General features: G+C 73.1%; 11 protein-coding genes. 2 read left to right on the forward strand and 9 right to left on the reverse strand.

Annotation, left to right across the window (positions count from 1 at the left end; genetic code table 11):
• The 9 genes from PZE19_RS30285 to PZE19_RS30325 all read right to left on the reverse strand — a co-directional run.
• The coding region (locus PZE19_RS30285) for an ABC transporter ATP-binding protein (RefSeq protein WP_277864403.1) at positions 1 to 703 on the reverse strand (703 nt) is incomplete at its 3' end.
• Positions 704 to 735: 32 nt separating this feature from the next.
• The gene (locus PZE19_RS30290) at positions 736 to 1,944 is read right to left on the reverse strand and encodes an FtsX-like permease family protein (RefSeq protein WP_277864404.1); all 1,209 of its coding nucleotides are present in this window, start codon (positions 1,942 to 1,944) and stop codon (positions 736 to 738) included.
• A gap of 85 nt (positions 1,945 to 2,029) precedes the next feature.
• Positions 2,030 to 2,692 carry a TetR/AcrR family transcriptional regulator gene (locus tag PZE19_RS30295; RefSeq protein ID WP_277864405.1) on the reverse strand — a complete coding sequence of 221 codons (663 nt, stop codon included), beginning with the start codon at positions 2,690 to 2,692 and terminating at the stop codon, positions 2,030 to 2,032.
• Between the two features lie 633 nt (positions 2,693 to 3,325).
• Positions 3,326 to 7,549: a diguanylate cyclase gene (locus tag PZE19_RS30300; RefSeq protein WP_277864406.1), complete on the reverse strand. Its 4,224-nt coding sequence runs from the start codon at positions 7,547 to 7,549 to the stop codon at positions 3,326 to 3,328.
• Complete coding sequence (locus PZE19_RS30305; RefSeq protein ID WP_277864407.1) at positions 7,546 to 8,721, reverse strand: HD-GYP domain-containing protein; 1,176 nt, start codon at positions 8,719 to 8,721, stop codon at positions 7,546 to 7,548. Before PZE19_RS30305 ends, PZE19_RS30300 begins: the two co-directional genes overlap by 4 nt.
• Positions 8,722 to 8,760: 39 nt before the next feature.
• Positions 8,761 to 11,673: a protein kinase domain-containing protein gene (locus PZE19_RS30310; protein ID WP_277864408.1), complete on the reverse strand. Its 2,913-nt coding sequence runs from the start codon at positions 11,671 to 11,673 to the stop codon at positions 8,761 to 8,763.
• Positions 11,674 to 11,905: 232 nt separating this feature from the next.
• Complete coding sequence (locus PZE19_RS30315) at positions 11,906 to 12,232, reverse strand: hypothetical protein (protein ID WP_277864409.1); 327 nt, start codon at positions 12,230 to 12,232, stop codon at positions 11,906 to 11,908.
• A 320-nt stretch (positions 12,233 to 12,552) separates the two neighbouring features.
• The gene (locus tag PZE19_RS30320) at positions 12,553 to 12,858 is read right to left on the reverse strand and encodes a type II secretion system protein (RefSeq protein WP_277864410.1); all 306 of its coding nucleotides are present in this window, start codon (positions 12,856 to 12,858) and stop codon (positions 12,553 to 12,555) included.
• Between the two features lie 436 nt (positions 12,859 to 13,294).
• The gene (locus tag PZE19_RS30325) at positions 13,295 to 14,113 is read right to left on the reverse strand and encodes a helix-turn-helix transcriptional regulator (RefSeq protein WP_277864411.1); all 819 of its coding nucleotides are present in this window, start codon (positions 14,111 to 14,113) and stop codon (positions 13,295 to 13,297) included.
• A gap of 104 nt (positions 14,114 to 14,217) precedes the next feature.
• Here PZE19_RS30325 and PZE19_RS30330 point away from each other — a divergent pair, with 104 nt between their 5' ends.
• Together PZE19_RS30330 and PZE19_RS30335 are read left to right on the forward strand one after the other, a co-directional pair.
• Positions 14,218 to 15,804: a PEP-CTERM sorting domain-containing protein gene (locus tag PZE19_RS30330; RefSeq protein ID WP_277864412.1), complete on the forward strand. Its 1,587-nt coding sequence runs from the start codon at positions 14,218 to 14,220 to the stop codon at positions 15,802 to 15,804.
• A 413-nt stretch (positions 15,805 to 16,217) separates the two neighbouring features.
• Positions 16,218 to 16,577 (forward strand): hypothetical protein, encoded by a 360-nt coding sequence (locus PZE19_RS30335; protein ID WP_277864413.1) that lies wholly within the window; start codon positions 16,218 to 16,220, stop codon positions 16,575 to 16,577.
• The last annotated feature ends 15 nt before the right edge of the window (positions 16,578 to 16,592 follow it).

A 16,592-nucleotide genomic window follows, 5' to 3' on the forward strand; every position in this document is an offset into this window, starting at 1 on the left:
CCATGTGGACGATGCGGTCGCCGTAGTGGAAGATCCGGTCGTCGTGCGTCACCACGACGACGGCGCGGCCGGGGCGGACGACCGCCTCGCGCAGCAGCTCCATCACCGTGCGGCCGGTCTCGTGGTCGAGGGCCGCGGTGGGCTCGTCGCAGACCAGGAGGGCCGGCTCGTGGACGAGGGCCCGGGCGATCGCGACCCGCTGCTGCTGGCCGCCGGAGAGCTGACGGGGCAGGCTCTCGGACCGTCCGGCCATCCCGAGCGCCTCCAGGACCTCGCGGCCCCGACGCACGGCCCCGGCCCACGGCCGGCCCGACAGGACCAGGGGCGTCGCCGCGTTCTCGGCGGCCGTGAGCGACGGCAGGAGGTTGTACTGCTGGAAGACGAAGCCGATGCTCTCGGCGCGGAACCGGGTCTTGACGCGATCGCTCATCGACCCCAGGTCGCGGCCGAAGACCGACACCTCCCCTTCGTCGCCGTCCAGGACTCCGGCGACGACCGACAGCAGCGTCGTCTTGCCGCAGCCGGAGGGGCCCACGATCATCGACAATTGGCCGGCGTACACGTCCCAATCGACCCCTCGCAGCGCGGCGACCCGCTGGGACCCGGAGCCGAAATGCTTGGTCAGGCCGCGGACCCTCACGGCCAGGCCCGCCCCGTCGCCCGGGGGCTCGACCGCGGTCGCGGCTTCCAGGATCTGCGTCATTCGGGGACCTCGCTCTCGAAGGGGGCCCGACCTCAGGCCCGGAAGACGACCGCCGGCTCCAGCACCATCACGCGACGGATGCACAGCAGGCTGGAGAAGATGCAGATGAAGACGACCACCGCCGCGGTGGCCGGCAGGAGCGGCCACCAGACGTAGAACTGGATCTCGCCGCCCCCGGCGTTCGCCCGATCGGCCACGAAGGTCGAGACGCCGACGCCCAGGCCGTATCCGATCAGTCCCACGACGGCCGCCTGGAGGAGGATCATCCCGACGATCCGCGCGTTGGTCGCGCCCATCGCCTTGAGCGCGCCGAACTGCTTCAGGTTGTCCACCGTGAAGAGATAGAAGGTCTGCCCGGCGATCGCCGTCCCGACGAACAGGCCGAGCAGCGAGGTGATCCCGAAGTTGATCACGATGCCCGTGTTCATGAGGAAGAAGAGGATCGTCTTGCGGGCGAACTCCTGCGAGCTGTAGGCGCCGAGGCCGGTCTTGGAGCGGATGGCGGCCGCGACGTCCTCGGCCTTCCACGAGCGGTCCGTCCGGACCAGGATGAAGCTGAGGACCTTGCGCTCCTGGGCGACGAACTGCTTGGCGCGGCCGTACGTCGTGTAGACGACCGCGTTCGAGCCGAAGGTGGGGGCGGCCTTGCAGACGCCCACGATCGTCGCGCGGTGGTCGTTCATCTCCATCTCGCGGCCGAGGAACCGGTCGTAGAAGGCGTCCCCCAGCGCCTCCAGGTCCTCCCACGGCTCGCCGGGGTAGTACTTGGGGAGCTGCATCTTGTCGATGACGATCGCGTCGGGCGTCCGCAGGTCGAGGAGGTCGCCGGCGATGACGTCTCCGGGCGTCGGCGCCCCCACCAGCGTGGTGTCGTCGAGGCCGAGGAGGACCACGGACTCGATGATCGTGACCGGCTCGCCGCGGGCGTCGGTCGTGTTCAGCTTGGCCCGGCCCGAACCCTTGTAGAGCGGGACGGCCCACTCCACCCCCTCGACGCCGCGGACGCGGTGGAGGTTGCTCTCCATCATCGCCTTGACGTCGTCGATGTGCCGGACGTTGGGGTCCATCACCCAGAGGTCGACGCCCGAGACGCCGTTGATCTGGCCGGCGGTGCGCCGCATCAGGCCGCAGAAGATCGCCCCCTGCTGCATGATCAGCAGCGCCGCGAAGGTCAGGCCCAGGAGGATCCCGCAGAACTTCGCCGTGTCGCCCATCAGCATCTTCAGCGCGATCCGCCACATGACGCCACCTCGGCCTTTCGCGACCCGTGAACCCCGAGACCCCCGCCCGATCGACCGACCGGCGCCGCGCCGGCGGACGCATCGTTCACCCGCCCGGCTTCTCGACCCGCCGCCGGGCTCGCGGACGCCCGGCCCCCCTGGGCTCCGCCCCGTCGCGACCCAGGATCCCGAGGATCATCGCCCTCAGGGCGCGGTGCGCCGCCGCCCGGTCGATCGCCCCGGGGTCGACGTTCAGCTGCATGATCAGGCCGCTCATCGCCGCGTGGACCACGGCGGCGAGCGCCCGCACCTCGCCGGGCCCGAGCCCGGCCCGCCCGGCCTCCTCGGACAGGTCCTCGGCGATGCGGCGTCGGATGTCGGCGTTCACGGCGGCCAGCCGGGTCCGGAAGTCCTCGCGATGGGACATCTGGGCCAGGAAGGTGTAGTTCAGATAGTCGAACTCGTCGTTCGCCGGCTTGCGGTTCAGCACGAAGTCGAGGACCGTCTCCAGCCGCTCCCAGCCGGACTTCGCCGCCGCCAGGTCCGCGTCGGCCCCCGCCTCCATCCGGGCGATCGTCGCGTCGAAGACGGCGAGGATGATGGCCTCCTTGGACGGGAAGTGGTACGTCAGGACCCCGCGGCTGACTTCGGCCTCCTGCTCGATCTCCGCGAGCGAGGCGCCCTGGATTCCCTTGCGGTGGATCACCCGACACGCCGCCTCCACGACCTGGGCCCGGCGGATGGACCCGACGTCGACTCGTTCGGTCATGTGTTCGCCCCCCCTCGTTTAGACCATTCAGTCTAAAGATAGACCGGACGGACCAAGGATGGAAGCGGGGTTTACATACTGTTACGGAAGTGCGCACGGGGCGACCCGCCCGCCGAGGAGGGATGCGGCGGAGAGGTCCTCCTTCGAGGGAGCCGAGCGTTTTCGAGGGAGCCCAGCGTCCTCGCGCGATTCGACCTCGTCGCGCCGGGGCCGCCTGGCCCGACGCCTACGAGGAGAAGGCGCGGCCGGTCGGAGGCGATGATGACGGCGCGATCCGCACGACCGGACGCCTGGAACCATCATCCCCAAGATCGGACTCTTGGTGGTCCCGGCCCTCGGAACTGGAAAGGGGGGTGGGATCGGACGCTCGCCGCTGGGTCCGTTGACGGCTCTTCTGTTCGCGGCCGTACGGCTTTGCCGCTCGTGGAGAATGCGCCGGAACGCTCAAGCCCTGCGAACGAGGGATTCATCAACCCTATTAATCGGACCCACGCGCCAAGGCGAAGTTCCGCCCTTTTCTCAGCGATGCGGAACCCCGCCGCCGGCCGCCTCCGATCTTGGCGTCGGCGATCTGCGAGCGCGGACGGCGACGTGACCTCGCGCCCACCGCCGCGAGGAAGCGCAGGAACGGCTTTACCCTGGGACGGCGACACCGTCGGCCATGCGTACGGCGTCGCGACCGGCGGCTTTGGCCTCGTAAAGGGCCCGGTCCGCCTGGGTCAGGAGCTGCTGGGAACCCGATGGATCCAGGGTGCGGGCCCAGGCTGCGCCGACGCTGATCGTGACGCGGCAGGGGAGGCGGAGATCGTCGAGCCTCAGGCCGCCGATGCGGCGGCGGAGCCGCTCGGCGATCCGCATCAAGCCGGCGCGGTCGCATCCCGGGGCGACGACGACGAACTCCTCGCCCCCGTAGCGGGCCGCGAAGCCCGCGGCGCCGACCTCGTCGGCCAGCGCGGCCGCCACCCGTCGCAGGACCTGGTCGCCGGCGGGGTGGCCGCAGGTGTCGTTCACGCGCTTGAAGTGGTCGAGATCGGCCACAAGCAGGCCCAGGGGCCTCCCGGCGCGTCGGCAGTCGGCCCACGCGCCGTCCAACCGGGCCTGCAAGGCCGCTCGGTTGGACAGCCCGGTCAGCCCGTCGCTCGCCGCCTCGTGTTCCAGCCTCTCGACCTGGCGGCGATCCCGCATCGCCCTGCGGAGGCGGGCGCGGAACTCCTCCGGGGTGATCGACCGCGGCAGGACGTCGGCGGCGCCGAGGTCGAGCCCCTCCGCCGCCGCCGCCGCGGCGATCTCGCCGGAGGCGGCGTCGGAGAAGACGATGATGGGCGTCGTCGCGGTCGAGGGCGACTGGCCGATCCGGAAGAGCAGGTCCGCGCCCGTCGTCGTTCCGGGTCCGTGCTCCAGCAGGATGACGTCCGGGCCCGGGCTCGGCCACGCCTCCCAGGTCCGGCCCGTCGCCTCGTGGACCTCGACCCCGTCGGCCTCCAGCCAGCGCCGGAAGGCGAGGTCGGCCCCCCTCCGCGACGACGACCGGACGATCAGCACGCGCCGGGGCAGGAGGGGGTCGGATCGCCCGGATCGCCGCCGCTCGCCGCGGAACGAGGCGACGGGCCCGCGCGGCGCCGGCCCGCGCGAGCGGCGGTGGACGACGAGGCGGCTCGCCCCGCCGGCGAAGAGGCCGATCGCCGCCGCCAGCTCCGCGGGCCCCCCCCCGGCCATCTCCCTGGCGCCGTCGATGGCCTCGACCGCCAGGTCGTGGGGGAGCCTCGCGACGGCCTCGAGCGCGTCGAAGACGGCGGTCTCGGAGTCGGCGGTCGGCGGGACGGCTGGATCGCGTCCCCGCCGCGCCGGCGCGGCGGGGACGACGCTCGCGACCCCGGCCGCCGGCCTCGCCCGGGGCGCGTCGTCGGGCTTCGGCGCTTCGCCGGCGCGGGCCGGTTCCGTTCCCCGCCCCGCGACGTCCGACCTCGCGGCGGGGTCGAGGCCCGTCGGGGGCGCGGCGGCCAGGGCGGCCCCGAGGCCGCGGGCGACCGACACCAGGCCGGCCACGGCGGGCCCCTCCGCCCCGAAGCTGTTGAGGTGGGGGGCGCTGATCGGCCCGATCGTCGCGATCCCGACGCCGCCGGCGGCCCGCGCGCCCCGAGGCTCGGCCGATTCGGCCGTCGCCGCGATCGCGTCGACCGGGCGTAACGACGCGTCCGCGGGGTAGGGGTTGATCGAATCGCTCAAGATGTTGCCTCGCAGTTCATAGCTCAGGGCCGAAGCCGTGCCTCCCTCGCCGGGGAGGCCCGCCACGAGGAGCGTATAGGCCCCGACGGGGAGGTGGACGACGACCCCGACGTCCTCGCCCACGCGGGCCGTCGCGCCGTAGACGACCGCGCCCGACTCGTCCACGACCTGGAGTCGGATCGAGCCCGAGCCCGGCCCCGCCCCGCGCGCCGAGAGGAGCCAGTGGACGATCTGGGTCTCGGACGCCACGTAGGTCGCCCGGACCTGGTTCCCGGCGTCTACGTCCCCGGCCGCGACCGGCTCGAGGTCGACGCGTTCGTCGCCGAAGTAGGCGTCCAGGAGATAGGTCGACGGGACCGAGCCGCCGCCCACGCCGCCCTGCGTGAGCTGGATGTAGTAGGTCGCGCCGGCGACGGGGTTCCGGACCTGGACGATGTAGTCGTCGGGGCCGGCGTCCAGCACCTCGAAGTCGACCGCCCGACCATCGCCGTCGTAGACCTTCAGCAAGGGCCGGGTCGCGGCGGCCATGATCTCCCGCGCCGTGACGAGCATCGTCGCCGGCGCCCGGCCGCCGAACGTGGGGACCACGACCTTGCTGACGGTGGTCGTCCTGGCGTCGTCCGTGGTCGCCATCGCGACCAGGTGGCGGCCCCGGACGTCGGGCGAGTTGGAGTAGGGCAGCAGCTCCCGGGCCGTCGCGAAGTCGGGGTTCGGGGTCGGGGTGAAGGCCCGGTACAGGACGGCCATGACCGTCGGATCGTGCCGCCACGCGGCCGACAGGAAGGCCGCGGTCAGGTGGCTCAGGGGGCGCGATCCGAGCATCGCCTGGCCCAACTCGTCCAACGCCCCCGACCCGAGGAGCTTCCGGAACTCGGCCGAGGCCCCCCTCTCGCCCGTCAGGCCCTGGAGGAACTCCCCCAGCACCTCGTCGTCGGCCCCCCATTGGTCGAAGCGCGCGAGCAGGTCGCTCGCGATCCGGCGGAGGCCGGCCGCGTCGGACGGCCCCGGATCCACATCGGGGAGCACCTTGGAGATCAGGTCGTCGAGGCTCCCGGTCTCTTGCAGACGGAACAGCAGGGGGTCCAGGCCCCCGGAGTCGATGAGGCCCAGCAGCTCGCCGCGGACTTCGGGCGAGGCCCAGAGCTCGCGGGCGAGGTCGTACAGGTCGCCCGAGGCCAGCATGCCCTCGAACGCCTGGTCGAGGGATCCCGACGTGAGCATCTCTTTCAGGAATCCCCGGAGGTCGGTCCGGACCCACAGGTCGCGCATCAGGCCGTTGAGCGCCCCCCGCTCGTCGAGCGCCGACAGCAGGGCGGGGATCATGCCGGGCTCGAGGAGCGTATCGGGGTAGGACTGGGTGACCTGCTCGCCGAGCTTCAGGAAGGCGTCGTAATTGAAGGGCGCCCCCCCGAGGGAGGCCAGCGATGCGTCGACCACCCGGCCGAGGGCCTCGGTGTAGGCCGCGGGGTGTCCCTGGGGCGGGGTCCGGTAGAGGATGTCCAGCAAGGGCGCCCAGTCGGCCGTGGTGCTCGGCAGGCCGTTCTCGAAATGGGACATGAAGTACATCGACCCGAGCTCCTCGAGCTTGAGCCGATCGAGCGCCTCGAACGCCCCGGCGGCCGAGTCGACCACCAGGGCGTAGGAGCCGACGTCGAACGCGTCGCCCCGCGCCCCCCGCACCTCCACGAAGTAGTCGCGGCCGGCGGCCGGCCCGACGACGTCCACGTCGACCCAGCCGGCCTTGGGCCCGGCGGAGGCGGCGGAGCCCACGACCCGGCCCCGGTCGTCGCGGACGGTCACCTGCGAGGTCATGAGGCTGATCCACCGGGTCATCACGCGGAACTGCAGGTGCGCCGCCCCCTCGGGCGCCGTGACGCGGAAGACGTCGACGTCGCCGGGGCCCAGGTCGGCCAGGACGGCCTCGGCCGGCCCCCAGGGGCCGACGACGATCGGGGTCGCCGTGGCGGGGGAGTCGTTGCCGGCCGGGCCCTCGTAGCGGTCGGGCGGGCGGGAGCCGTAGAGTTCCCGGAGGGCCCGGACGTCGTCCGGCTGCAGCTCGGAATTCCGGTCCCGGTAGAAGTCGAAGAGGGGCGAGCGCGGGTCCTCGCTGTCGGGGAACCCCAGGAGGTTGCCGGCCTCGTGGAGCACGACCGAGTAGAGGTCGACGGCCGGCACGCCCGGGGTCGTCCCGGCGTAGGCGCTGTTAAGGATCAGGTCGCCGGACCAGGTGCCCGCCGAGCCGTCGAAGGGGATCGAGTAGGCGACCACGTCGAGCGGCATCGGGTGGGCCGCCACGCGGACGTCGCCGAACTGGGCCGAGGTCGTCGCGAACCCCGGGCTCCCCAGCGGCTGGCCCCCGTCGGGGTTGAGCGAGAAGTTCATGCCGGTGTGGGAGGCCCACGTCTGGAAGGCGCCCAGGATCTTGAGCTGCCAGTCGGGGCCCCAGGCCGCCGGGGCGGCCTCCTGGAGGTCGCTGGCGTAGGGACCGATCAGGGTCCCGTCGGGGACGAAGCTGATCGACATGGCCATCGGCATGGGCCAGGCGTTGCCGAACGCGGCCGGGACGTCGCGGGACTCGAGCCGATCCGCCCGGGGCCGCGAGCGGCGGCGAGCATGGCGATTCCGCTTCATCGGACGCCTCCCCTCGCCGACACGACGGACGCGCCGGCCATGCCGACGCCCAGGGTGTGCTCGACCGCCGCCTCGACCGACTCGCCCAGGCCTTGCTGGAGCGTCGAGTAGAGATCGCGGCGGCATGCCATGAACGCCCGGACGACGGCCGGATCCCACTGCGTCCCCGAGCCGTCGGCCATGATCCGCTCGATCCGGGCGGCGGGGAGCCCGGGCCGATAAGGCCGGTCCGACATCATCGCGTCGCACGAGTCGGCCACCGCCAGGACCCGGGCCATCAGCGGGATCGCCTCCCCGGCGAGCTTGTCGGGATACCCCTGGCCGTCGTACCGCTCGTGGTGATTGCGGATCCCGGGCCGCAGGTGGGCGAGCTGGTGGATGCTGGAGACGAGCCGTTCCCCGATGACGGGGTGGGCCTGGACGTGCGCGAACTCCTCGGTCGTCAACGGTCCCGCCTTCTTGAGGATGTCGTCCCGGACGCCGATCTTGCCGATGTCGTGGAGCAGGCCCGCCAGGTAGAGGTCGTTGAGCAGGGGCCCGGGGAGTCCCATCTGCACGCCGATCCGCTGGCCGATCCGCGCGACCCGCTCGCTGTGGCCGCAGGTGTGGGGGTCCTTGGCGTCGATGGCCGCCGTCAGGCAGTGGACCAGGCCGAAGAGGGACTCCCGCAACCGCTCGTACACGTGCAGGTGGTAGCGGTGGTTCAGCAGCAGCCGCCGGGCCAGGCTGACGACCTTCAGGTCGACGGGCCGGAAGGGGCGGGCCGGCTCGAACCGGATCGCGACGATCCAGCTGCCGAGCGTCCGGCTGACGCGCAGCATGGCGACGTGCGCCGGGGCCTCCGGGTCCCCCGGCGCGGGCCCCGGGATCCCCACCCCGCGGAGCAGGCGGGAATCGGCCCCGTCGAGCGGCAGCGAGCGCGCGATCCGCGCGATCCGCTCGGGCGCGGCCTCGGCCCGGCCGGCGTGCAGCGGGGGCTCGGACCCCGTCCCCGGGTGCCAGAGCACCAGGTCGGACCGGGTCCCCTCGCGCACCGCCTCCAGGCTGAGGCGGATCTGGCCGGCCGTCTCGACCTCGGCCTGGAGGGCCTGGGCGTAGCGGTCGAGTGTGTCCCAGGCCCCCTGGAGGCCGTCGCTCGGGATACTAGGCGACGCGACGACGGTGAATCTCATGGGGTCACCCCTGACGTTTCTGAACATCTTGATCCTAGGTCATCGTTTCCCGAGCGAGGGGGAGACGGCCGGCCCGGGGGGCGACGCCGCCCGCTGCCAGCGTGCGAACTCGGGGCGGGCGCGGATCGGGTCGAGGTCCGGGTCCACGGCGACGAGGTCCCAGCCGAACCCGCCGCGGAGGGCGCGGGAGAGGAGTCCCAGGGCGGCCGCGGCGTCGCCGGGCTCCCGTCGCGACGTCTGGGCGTAGACGCCCGCGAGCTGGTACAGCGTCGCCGGCGAGGAGTCTCGCGAGAGGGCCCCCTCGGCGTCGGCGAGGGCCTCCTCGCGCCGCCCCAGGCGGGCCAGCAGGACGCCCCTCCCGCTCCGGGCCGGCACGTAGTCGGGGAACGCCTCCAGGGCCCGCCCCAGCAGCCGGATCGCCTCCTCGGCCCGCTCCGGCGTCCGGGAGAGGACGTGGGCCGAGTTCTGCAAGGCGGCGAGCGATCGGGGGTCCAGGCGGAGCGCCTGCCGGAAGTCCTCCAGCGCCCCGTCGGGGTCCGAGTCGGCCCGGGCCAGGCCGCGGGCGATCCAGCCCGGCTCGTCGGTCGGCCGGAAAGTCATCCCCAGCTCGCGGTCGCGCCTCGCCCCCTCGGCGTCGCCGGCGTCGCCGCGGATCCGGGCCCTCATGAAGACGGCCCGGGCCGGGCCGGCCCCGCGTTCGAGGGCGAGGTCGACGTCCCGGACCGCCTCGCCGTACCGGCCCAGTTGGTGCAGCGCCAGGGCGCGGTCCAGGAGGACGTCGGGCCGCCCGGGAGCCTGCCGGAGGGCCTCGTCGAAGTCGGCCAGGGCGCGGGCGGGCTCGCGGCGGCGGAGGTGGACGAGGCCGCGGTTGAAGTGCGGCCAGGGGTCGGCCGGGCGCAGGGCGATGCAGGCCTGGTAGCAGCCCAACGCGTCGACGTCCTGTCCGAGCCGATCGTGGCAGACGCCCCGGAGGGACCAGGGCCACCAGAGCCCCGGGTCGAGCCGCGTCGCCTCGCGGAGCGGCCCCAACGCCGCCTCGAACCGGCCGCGGACGGCGTGGTCGACGGCGGCCAGATAATGGTCGCGGGCCGTGAGCGGCGGCGCCGCGGCCGCTCGGGCCGCGAAGGCCCGGGCCTCCCCGGCGCGGCCGAGCCGGGCGAGCAGCTCGGCCCGCTGCGACCAGAGCGCCGCCGGGACGCCGCCGTCCGGGTGGCAGGCCTCGGCCTCGCGGTTCCAGGCCAGCGCCCGGCGGACCTCGGCCTCGGCCCGTTCGTCGTCGCCGCGCTCGGCCGCCTCCAGCCAGGTCGCCTGCGCCAGCAGCCAGAAGGCCTCGCCCCGATCCTGCGTCCATCGTCCCCGCGCGTCGAGGTCGAGGTAGGAGCCCGGGTCCGCGACGTCCCGCGACGGGCCCCCTCCGCCCGGGCCGAGCCCCAGCGCCCGACGGCACGCGTCGATCCCCTCGCGTCGGCGCGAGGCGTCGACGCCGGACGAGTTCAGGGCCGACCGCGCCTCGTCGAAGTCCCGGGCGAACCGCGCCCGCGCCTCGCGAGCCCGCTCCCGCATCCCCGCCCGGTGCGCCCCCAACCCCAGGCCGCCGGCCAGGGCCACCGCCAACGTCACGGCGAGGGCCGCCAGAGTGCCCGGCGAGGTCAGCCGAGGATGGCGGCGCGCCCATTTGCCCAGCCGCTCCCGGGGCGACGCGTCGGCGGCGTACCGCAGCGGGCGGTGCTCGATCTGCCGGCGGAGGTCCTCGCGCAGCTCCCCGGCCGTCTGGTAGCGGCGGTCGGGATCCGGCTCCAGGCAGTGGCGCACGATCGACGCCACGGCCGGCGAGACGGCGTGGTTCCAGGGCCGAGGGTCCGGCGGCGGGCCCGTCCGATCCTCGATCATGCGGGCGACCAGCTCGGGGGCCGGCATCCCCGCCCGCCCGGCGAAGGGGGGCCGGCCGGTCAGCAGCTCGTAGAGGATCACGCCGAGCGAATAGAGGTCGCTGCGCGCGTCCACCCGGCGGTCGGCCCCGCGGAAGGCGTCGAGGTGCTCCGGGCTCATGTACGGGAGCGTCCCCCCGACGGCCCGGGGACGTCCCGTCGTCGACTCGTCCTGCGAGAGGTTGAAGTCCAGCAGCAGCGGCTGCCCCTCGTCGGTGATCAGGACGTTCGCGGGCTTCAGGTCGCGGTGCAGGATCCCTCGCTCGTGGGCGTGGCCCAGGCCGTCGGCCAGGCAGGAGAGGATCCATAGGGCCGCTTCGATGTAGCTCATGCCTTCCAGCATCCGGCGGGTGACCTGGGCCATGCCGCTCGCCGCCCGCTCCTGGGGCGGCCGGGGGGGCGGGGCCGCGGCCCCCTCCGACGCGGGCCCGGCCTCGCGCGACGTCGCCTCGGCCGCTTCGAATCGGGCCCGGCTCCGCGCCTGCAAGGTCTCCAGCAGGTCCCTCCCCGAGCCCGGCGGCTCGTCGCGCCCGGCGACGTCGGCGAGCACGTCGGCGAGCGTCGTCGGCCCGAGGTAGGGCATGCAGAACGCCTGGAGCCGCTCGGACCGGTGGACCGAGTAGATCGGCACGACGTGCGTGTGCTGGAGCCGGGCCAGGGTCCAGGTCTCGCCCTCCAGCGCGCAGGCGACCTTCAGGACGACCGGCCGGTCGGCCAGCTCCCCCTGGTTCGCCAGGAAGACCCGCGCGAAGCTGCCCCGGCCCAGCTCGGCGACCAGCCGGAAGCCCAGGAACGCCTCGCCCGCCTCCGGCATCCGGACCGGCCCGGCGATCCGGCGGTGCGGCCCGCTCCCGGCTCGTTGCGGGGGATCGGCCTGCGATCCGATCCACGAGGCCGTCTCCGTCGGCGTCCGGCGCATCGCCGGCGTGCGACGTCGCGGCCGGTCGCGCGTCGACGGCGGCGGGATCGGGCCTGCATCGCGAGCCACGCCCTCGAAGCCCGCCGGCCAACTGGGGATGTCCATGTCCGGCTCCGGAGAGGGCCCATCGACTCGGCGGCCGCCGCACCGTCGTCGTGCGGCTCGTCATCGCATCCCGCCTCTCCCGGCGCGGTCGAGTGCGTATGTTCTTAGGATCCCTCTATCAGGAAGTCTTAGCTCACGGACGAAGCCGCCCCCCGTCCCAGTGCCGGGAAACGCGCCCGGCGAGGTCGCCGATGCACGTCGTGGCCTCCGCGAAACAGGGGTGGCGGAGATCCTACATTCCACCCCCGGGCGACGGCCCCCCGGCCCGGGCCGGGGGCTTCTCCGGCCCTCCGGGCGGCGGCGGCGACCATCTCGACAGGACGCCGTCCGGGTCGCCCTCGCAGGCCAGCCCTCGACCGGGCTCGTCGACGCAGGCCGACGGGTGATGGAGCACGTCGCGTTCGTAGCCCATCGCGCGATTCGTCGACCCGTTGGGCGTGAGGCTGCTCATGTACGAGTTGCATCCCGGATAGCTCAGCCAGGCCGCCCCCCGCATGTCGGAGGCCCGCCCTTGGAGCAGCTCCGAGACGAACGCGGCGTCGTCCAGTCCGTCCCGCACCGCCGCGAACCGGACGTCGCCGGCCTGGCCGAAGGGGACGGCCGCCAGTCGTACAGGCCGTCCCCGCGGAGGCCGGCCAGCTGGCCGTAGATGTCGTCGCCCCAGTTGACGCCGTAGTTCCCCCGCGCCTGCTCGGCCGCCGCCTCCCGGGCCCCCGGCAGCACGGCCGGCGCGACGAACGTCCGAGGGGCGTCGCCCGGGCATTGGTAAACGCCGAGCGAGGTCGACGTCACGGTCGAGTTGAGCGTCAGGCCCAGCCCCCGTCGGCCGATCGAGCCGACGTCGTAGTTGTAGGCGTCGGCGAGGGGGCCCTGTTCCAGTTAGGGCGGCAGGAGCACGGTCCAGGGCGTCGCCTGATCCTCAGGCCGCCCGGTGTCCGCGACGAGGGGCGTGCCCGGCGGGGCGCCGAGCACCACGATGCGCCCGGGCACGATCACGTCGTTGGCAGCGTGATAGCCGTGGACGGCCAGGCCGACCTGCCTCAGGTCGTTGGCGCATCGGGCCCGACGGGCGGCTTCGCGGGCCGCCTGGACGGCCGGCGGGATCAGGGCCAAGAGGATCGCGACGATGAATACGACGACCAGCAGCTCGACGAGGGTGAACGCGCGCCGCCACTTCGCCCGCATGGTTGTATCCCATGGGTTCGGCGATCATTCGGCTCCTGGAGGCGCGAGACGCGGGGGAGGTTCTCGTCATCGTATTTCCGGCGTCCGCGGAGTGCGAGCGCGTCCTGAGCCGGGGGCGAAAGGAGTCGCCGACTCGGCCCTCGCGCCGGGGCCCGATAATGGGCGTAATGTTTGCAGACGTTGAAATGCGTCGATTGTTTCGACCTTCGATCCGCCCCTCGGGCGGCCCGCCTAGGCCGTTCATCGCCAAAGCGGGCGGCGAGGAGATCAATCTCCCTGAATGAGGGAGCCTTTGATCGCCGGCAGCGTCGACCCATTGCTCCGACGGGCGGATTCGATTTGACGAGGGAAACGTAATGGCCGCCCCCGGCCGCGTCGCATGGTCCGCGCCTTCTGACCCGCCGCGGCGACGTCCGATAATGGGGGTTGCGTCGCCTTAATCCATCGATCCTCCGGGGGCGTCGCCGCCGGGGAGGGGAGGGCGGCGGATGAACCGGGCGAGGAGCTCGGCCCGGCTCTCGACGCCGTAGCGGCGATATAAGGCGGTCACGTACTGATGGACGGTCGGGCGGCTCAGGCCCAACCGCGCGGCCACCTGCCGCTCGCCGTCCCCCTCCAGCAGGCAGGACAGCGTCTGCCGCAGGCGCGGCGGCAGCCGGGTCGGGCTGAGCGGGTCGTCCGGCGACGTCAGCGTCGGGCCGATCAGCCGGCCCAGCTCGGCGTGGAAGAGCCGGAGCAACGCCATCTGCCGGCCCGAGAAGTCGCGGTCGCCGGCGTCCCGGTGCAGCCCGACCAGGTCCACCCGGCCGCCGGGCAGCTCCCACACGGACACGGCGCAGTCGTCGATCCCGACGGGCTCGTGGTACTCGACGTACATCCGGCAGCGATACCAGGCGTCGTCGGCGACGTCCTGCCGGCGGGTCCGGACGAGGTGGGGTTCCGGGTCGGCCGCCTTCAGCGCCGCGAACAGGACGTCGTCGTCCGGGGCGGCCTGCCGGCAGAACGGGTCGAAGTAGCGGTCGTGCTCGTCCCGGGTCATCCCGACCTGGATGAAGTCGACCGGGACGATCGGGCCGGCCGGCCGCCGCCACCGGCACTCCATGCCCGAGACGATCCGGGCCCCGAGCAGCCTGGAGATGCCCAGGCAGGCGTGCCGCCTCCACTCCCCCGGATCATGCCCGAGGTCCCGGCACTCGCCGACCACCCGGAGGGCGCGTCGCACTTCGCCCAGCCGCGGGAGGGCCGATTCGCCCATGGGCGCATCCTCTGTTTAGATGAATTGTGAAGGAAGGTGCCGAGAGTATAGACGTGGATGGTCGAGGCAGCCAGCCACCACCATTCGAACTCGGAGATCGTGTCATGCCGTCGCCCGCATCCCCGCCACGCCGGATGATCCCGCTCGCCGCACTCCTCGCGGCCGTCCTCGCCCCGGCCCCGGCCGCCGCGGATCATCTCATCACCTTCACCGGCGCCTTCGACGACTCCGACTACTCCTCGTCGCGGTGGGACGGCGCCGACCAATTCGAGGACGACCTGCCGCCGCTGTTCGACCTGACCCGACTGGGGGGTGGGTCGTTCCGGGCGACGTTCCGCGTCCCCGAGGTCCCGCCGGTGGACGAGTATTCCGGCGTCGCGAACTTCGAGTACCACCCGCCCGCCCCGCTCGCGCTGGTCCTGCTCGACGCGGCGGGGGGCGTGGTCCACCGGCTCGGCGGCGGGCTGTACGAGCTGGACGTGGAGAACTTCCGAAGGCAGGGCCGGCCGGGCAGCCCGCCTCAGCGGGCGAACGACGTATCCTTCTACGCCGTCCCGGACGGGCTCGCCGGGCTGGACGCCCCGCCCGAGCTCTACGGGCCGAACCGGCTCGCCTTCGGCGAAATCGCGGCGACTTTCGCGGACGGCTCCCGCCCCCTGGGAGACGTGTCGATCCCGCTGGACGGGGCGACCTACCTCGACTTCGACGGGCGGGAGTTGAGGGTCTACCTCGCCGTGGCCAACGGCGACCCGAGCGGGGACGGCCCGAACCTCTACGTCTATACCCAGTTGGTCTACCAGATCACCGGTGCGTCGGTCGCCCCGGCGGCGGTCCCGGAACCGTCGGGCGCCGGGCTGATGTCGGCCGGCGCGGCCGGGCTGGCGTGGTACGCCCGGCGTCGGCGGGGCCGGGCCGCCCGAGCCCGGACCGAGGCGTCCGTCGTCGACCGACCCGCTCGCCCGATGCATCCCCCGACCGACCCGGCCGGAGGAAGGACCATGAACCCGCCCGCCTCGAGCCTGCTCCGCCTAGGCCTCGCGATCGCGGCGATCGCGCTGGCCTCGTCCCTCTCCCCGCCCGCGCGCGCCGCCCTCATCCTGGAGCCGGTGTTCAACCGGGTCGCCGGCTTCGGCGGGGCCGACGACAACTTCCCGCTCTACGACCCGGGCTACCTGATCGGCGGCGTCGCCTACTTCACCGCCGACGAGCCGGGGGAGATCGTCACCTACGCGTCGGGCGACCCGCGGGATCCGTTCCTCGACGAGTTCCACGTCTGGAACAACACCGGGTACGCCATCACCGGGTTCACCCTCCGGCTGATCGGCACGGCCGCCGTCACGGATGATCCGGGCGCCGTCGTCCGCGGACCGGTCGACGCGATCTGGGGCGACGCGGACGGCGACGGCCTGGTCGGCTCGTCGGACATCTTCAGCAGCATCACCGTCTCGGCCGACGGCAAGGAGATCCGCTTCGAAGGGGGGCTCATCCCGGTCGGCGGACGATTCACGGACGTCCACCTGGCCGTCAGCGACGCCCCGCCCGACTTCGCGGGCATCGATTCCTCCTTCACCGGCGTCCGCACGGTCCCCGAGCCGTCCGGTTCGATGCTCTCGGCGATGGGCCTGGTCGCGTCGGCCCTCGGCGGCGTGTGGCGCGGTCGGGCCGCCCGAGCCGGGACTCGGCGGACGTAAGGGGCGGAAGATCGTCGGGAGGAACTTGACGGAGGCTCATCGACGACGTCCGATCGACTGACGGATGCGTCGATCGGGAGCGTTCGAACGTCGGCGCTTCTCCACGCCCCCGCCTGCGGCCCCTCCATCATCCCCCTGAACGCCGGTCCCGGCGAGGGTCCTCGTTTTTCGCTCCGTCGCCGTCGGATCTCCGACGACGCGGCCGGAGTTCGAATCCTCGCCCATGGCCGGAAGGTCGATCCGAGCATCCGACCACGGCGGCTTCGCACCGGGCGCGACCCCTGGAAAGCGAGGGTCGAAGAGGCCCTCGGAGGGGAGTCCGAGCGATCGGAATCGTGCGTCCGATAATAGATCGCTTATGTCGAGAGCGGTCGCTGGGAGGACGAAGCGTGGGGCCAAGGCCGCGATTCAGCTTGCGATCGATGATGATCGTCGTGGCCGCCGTGGCGGTCTGGATGGGGCTGGTCGTCGGATGGCCGGAGCCGACGATCCTCGCCACGGTCATCCTGGGGGGCCCCGTGACGGGCGTGCTGGCCTGCGGGCGCGATCGCGACCTCCGCGTCGCGGGGATCATCGCGGGCGGCGTCGTCGGCTTCGTCTCCATCGCGGGCTTCCTGGGCTCGATCCTGGGCCGGGGCGGGCCCGCGTGGAAGCAAGCCGCATCCATATCGCTCGTCGCCTATTCTCTCGGGTTGATCGCCGTCTACGGGGTCTTCGGAGCGATGCGGGGGGCCCGAGAAGCAAGCCGTCGGCGAGACGACGCCGAGCCTTGAATAATCTGGAATATC

It is taken from the genome of Paludisphaera mucosa, from assembly GCF_029589435.1.
GTDB classification, from domain to species: domain Bacteria; phylum Planctomycetota; class Planctomycetia; order Isosphaerales; family Isosphaeraceae; genus Paludisphaera; species Paludisphaera mucosa.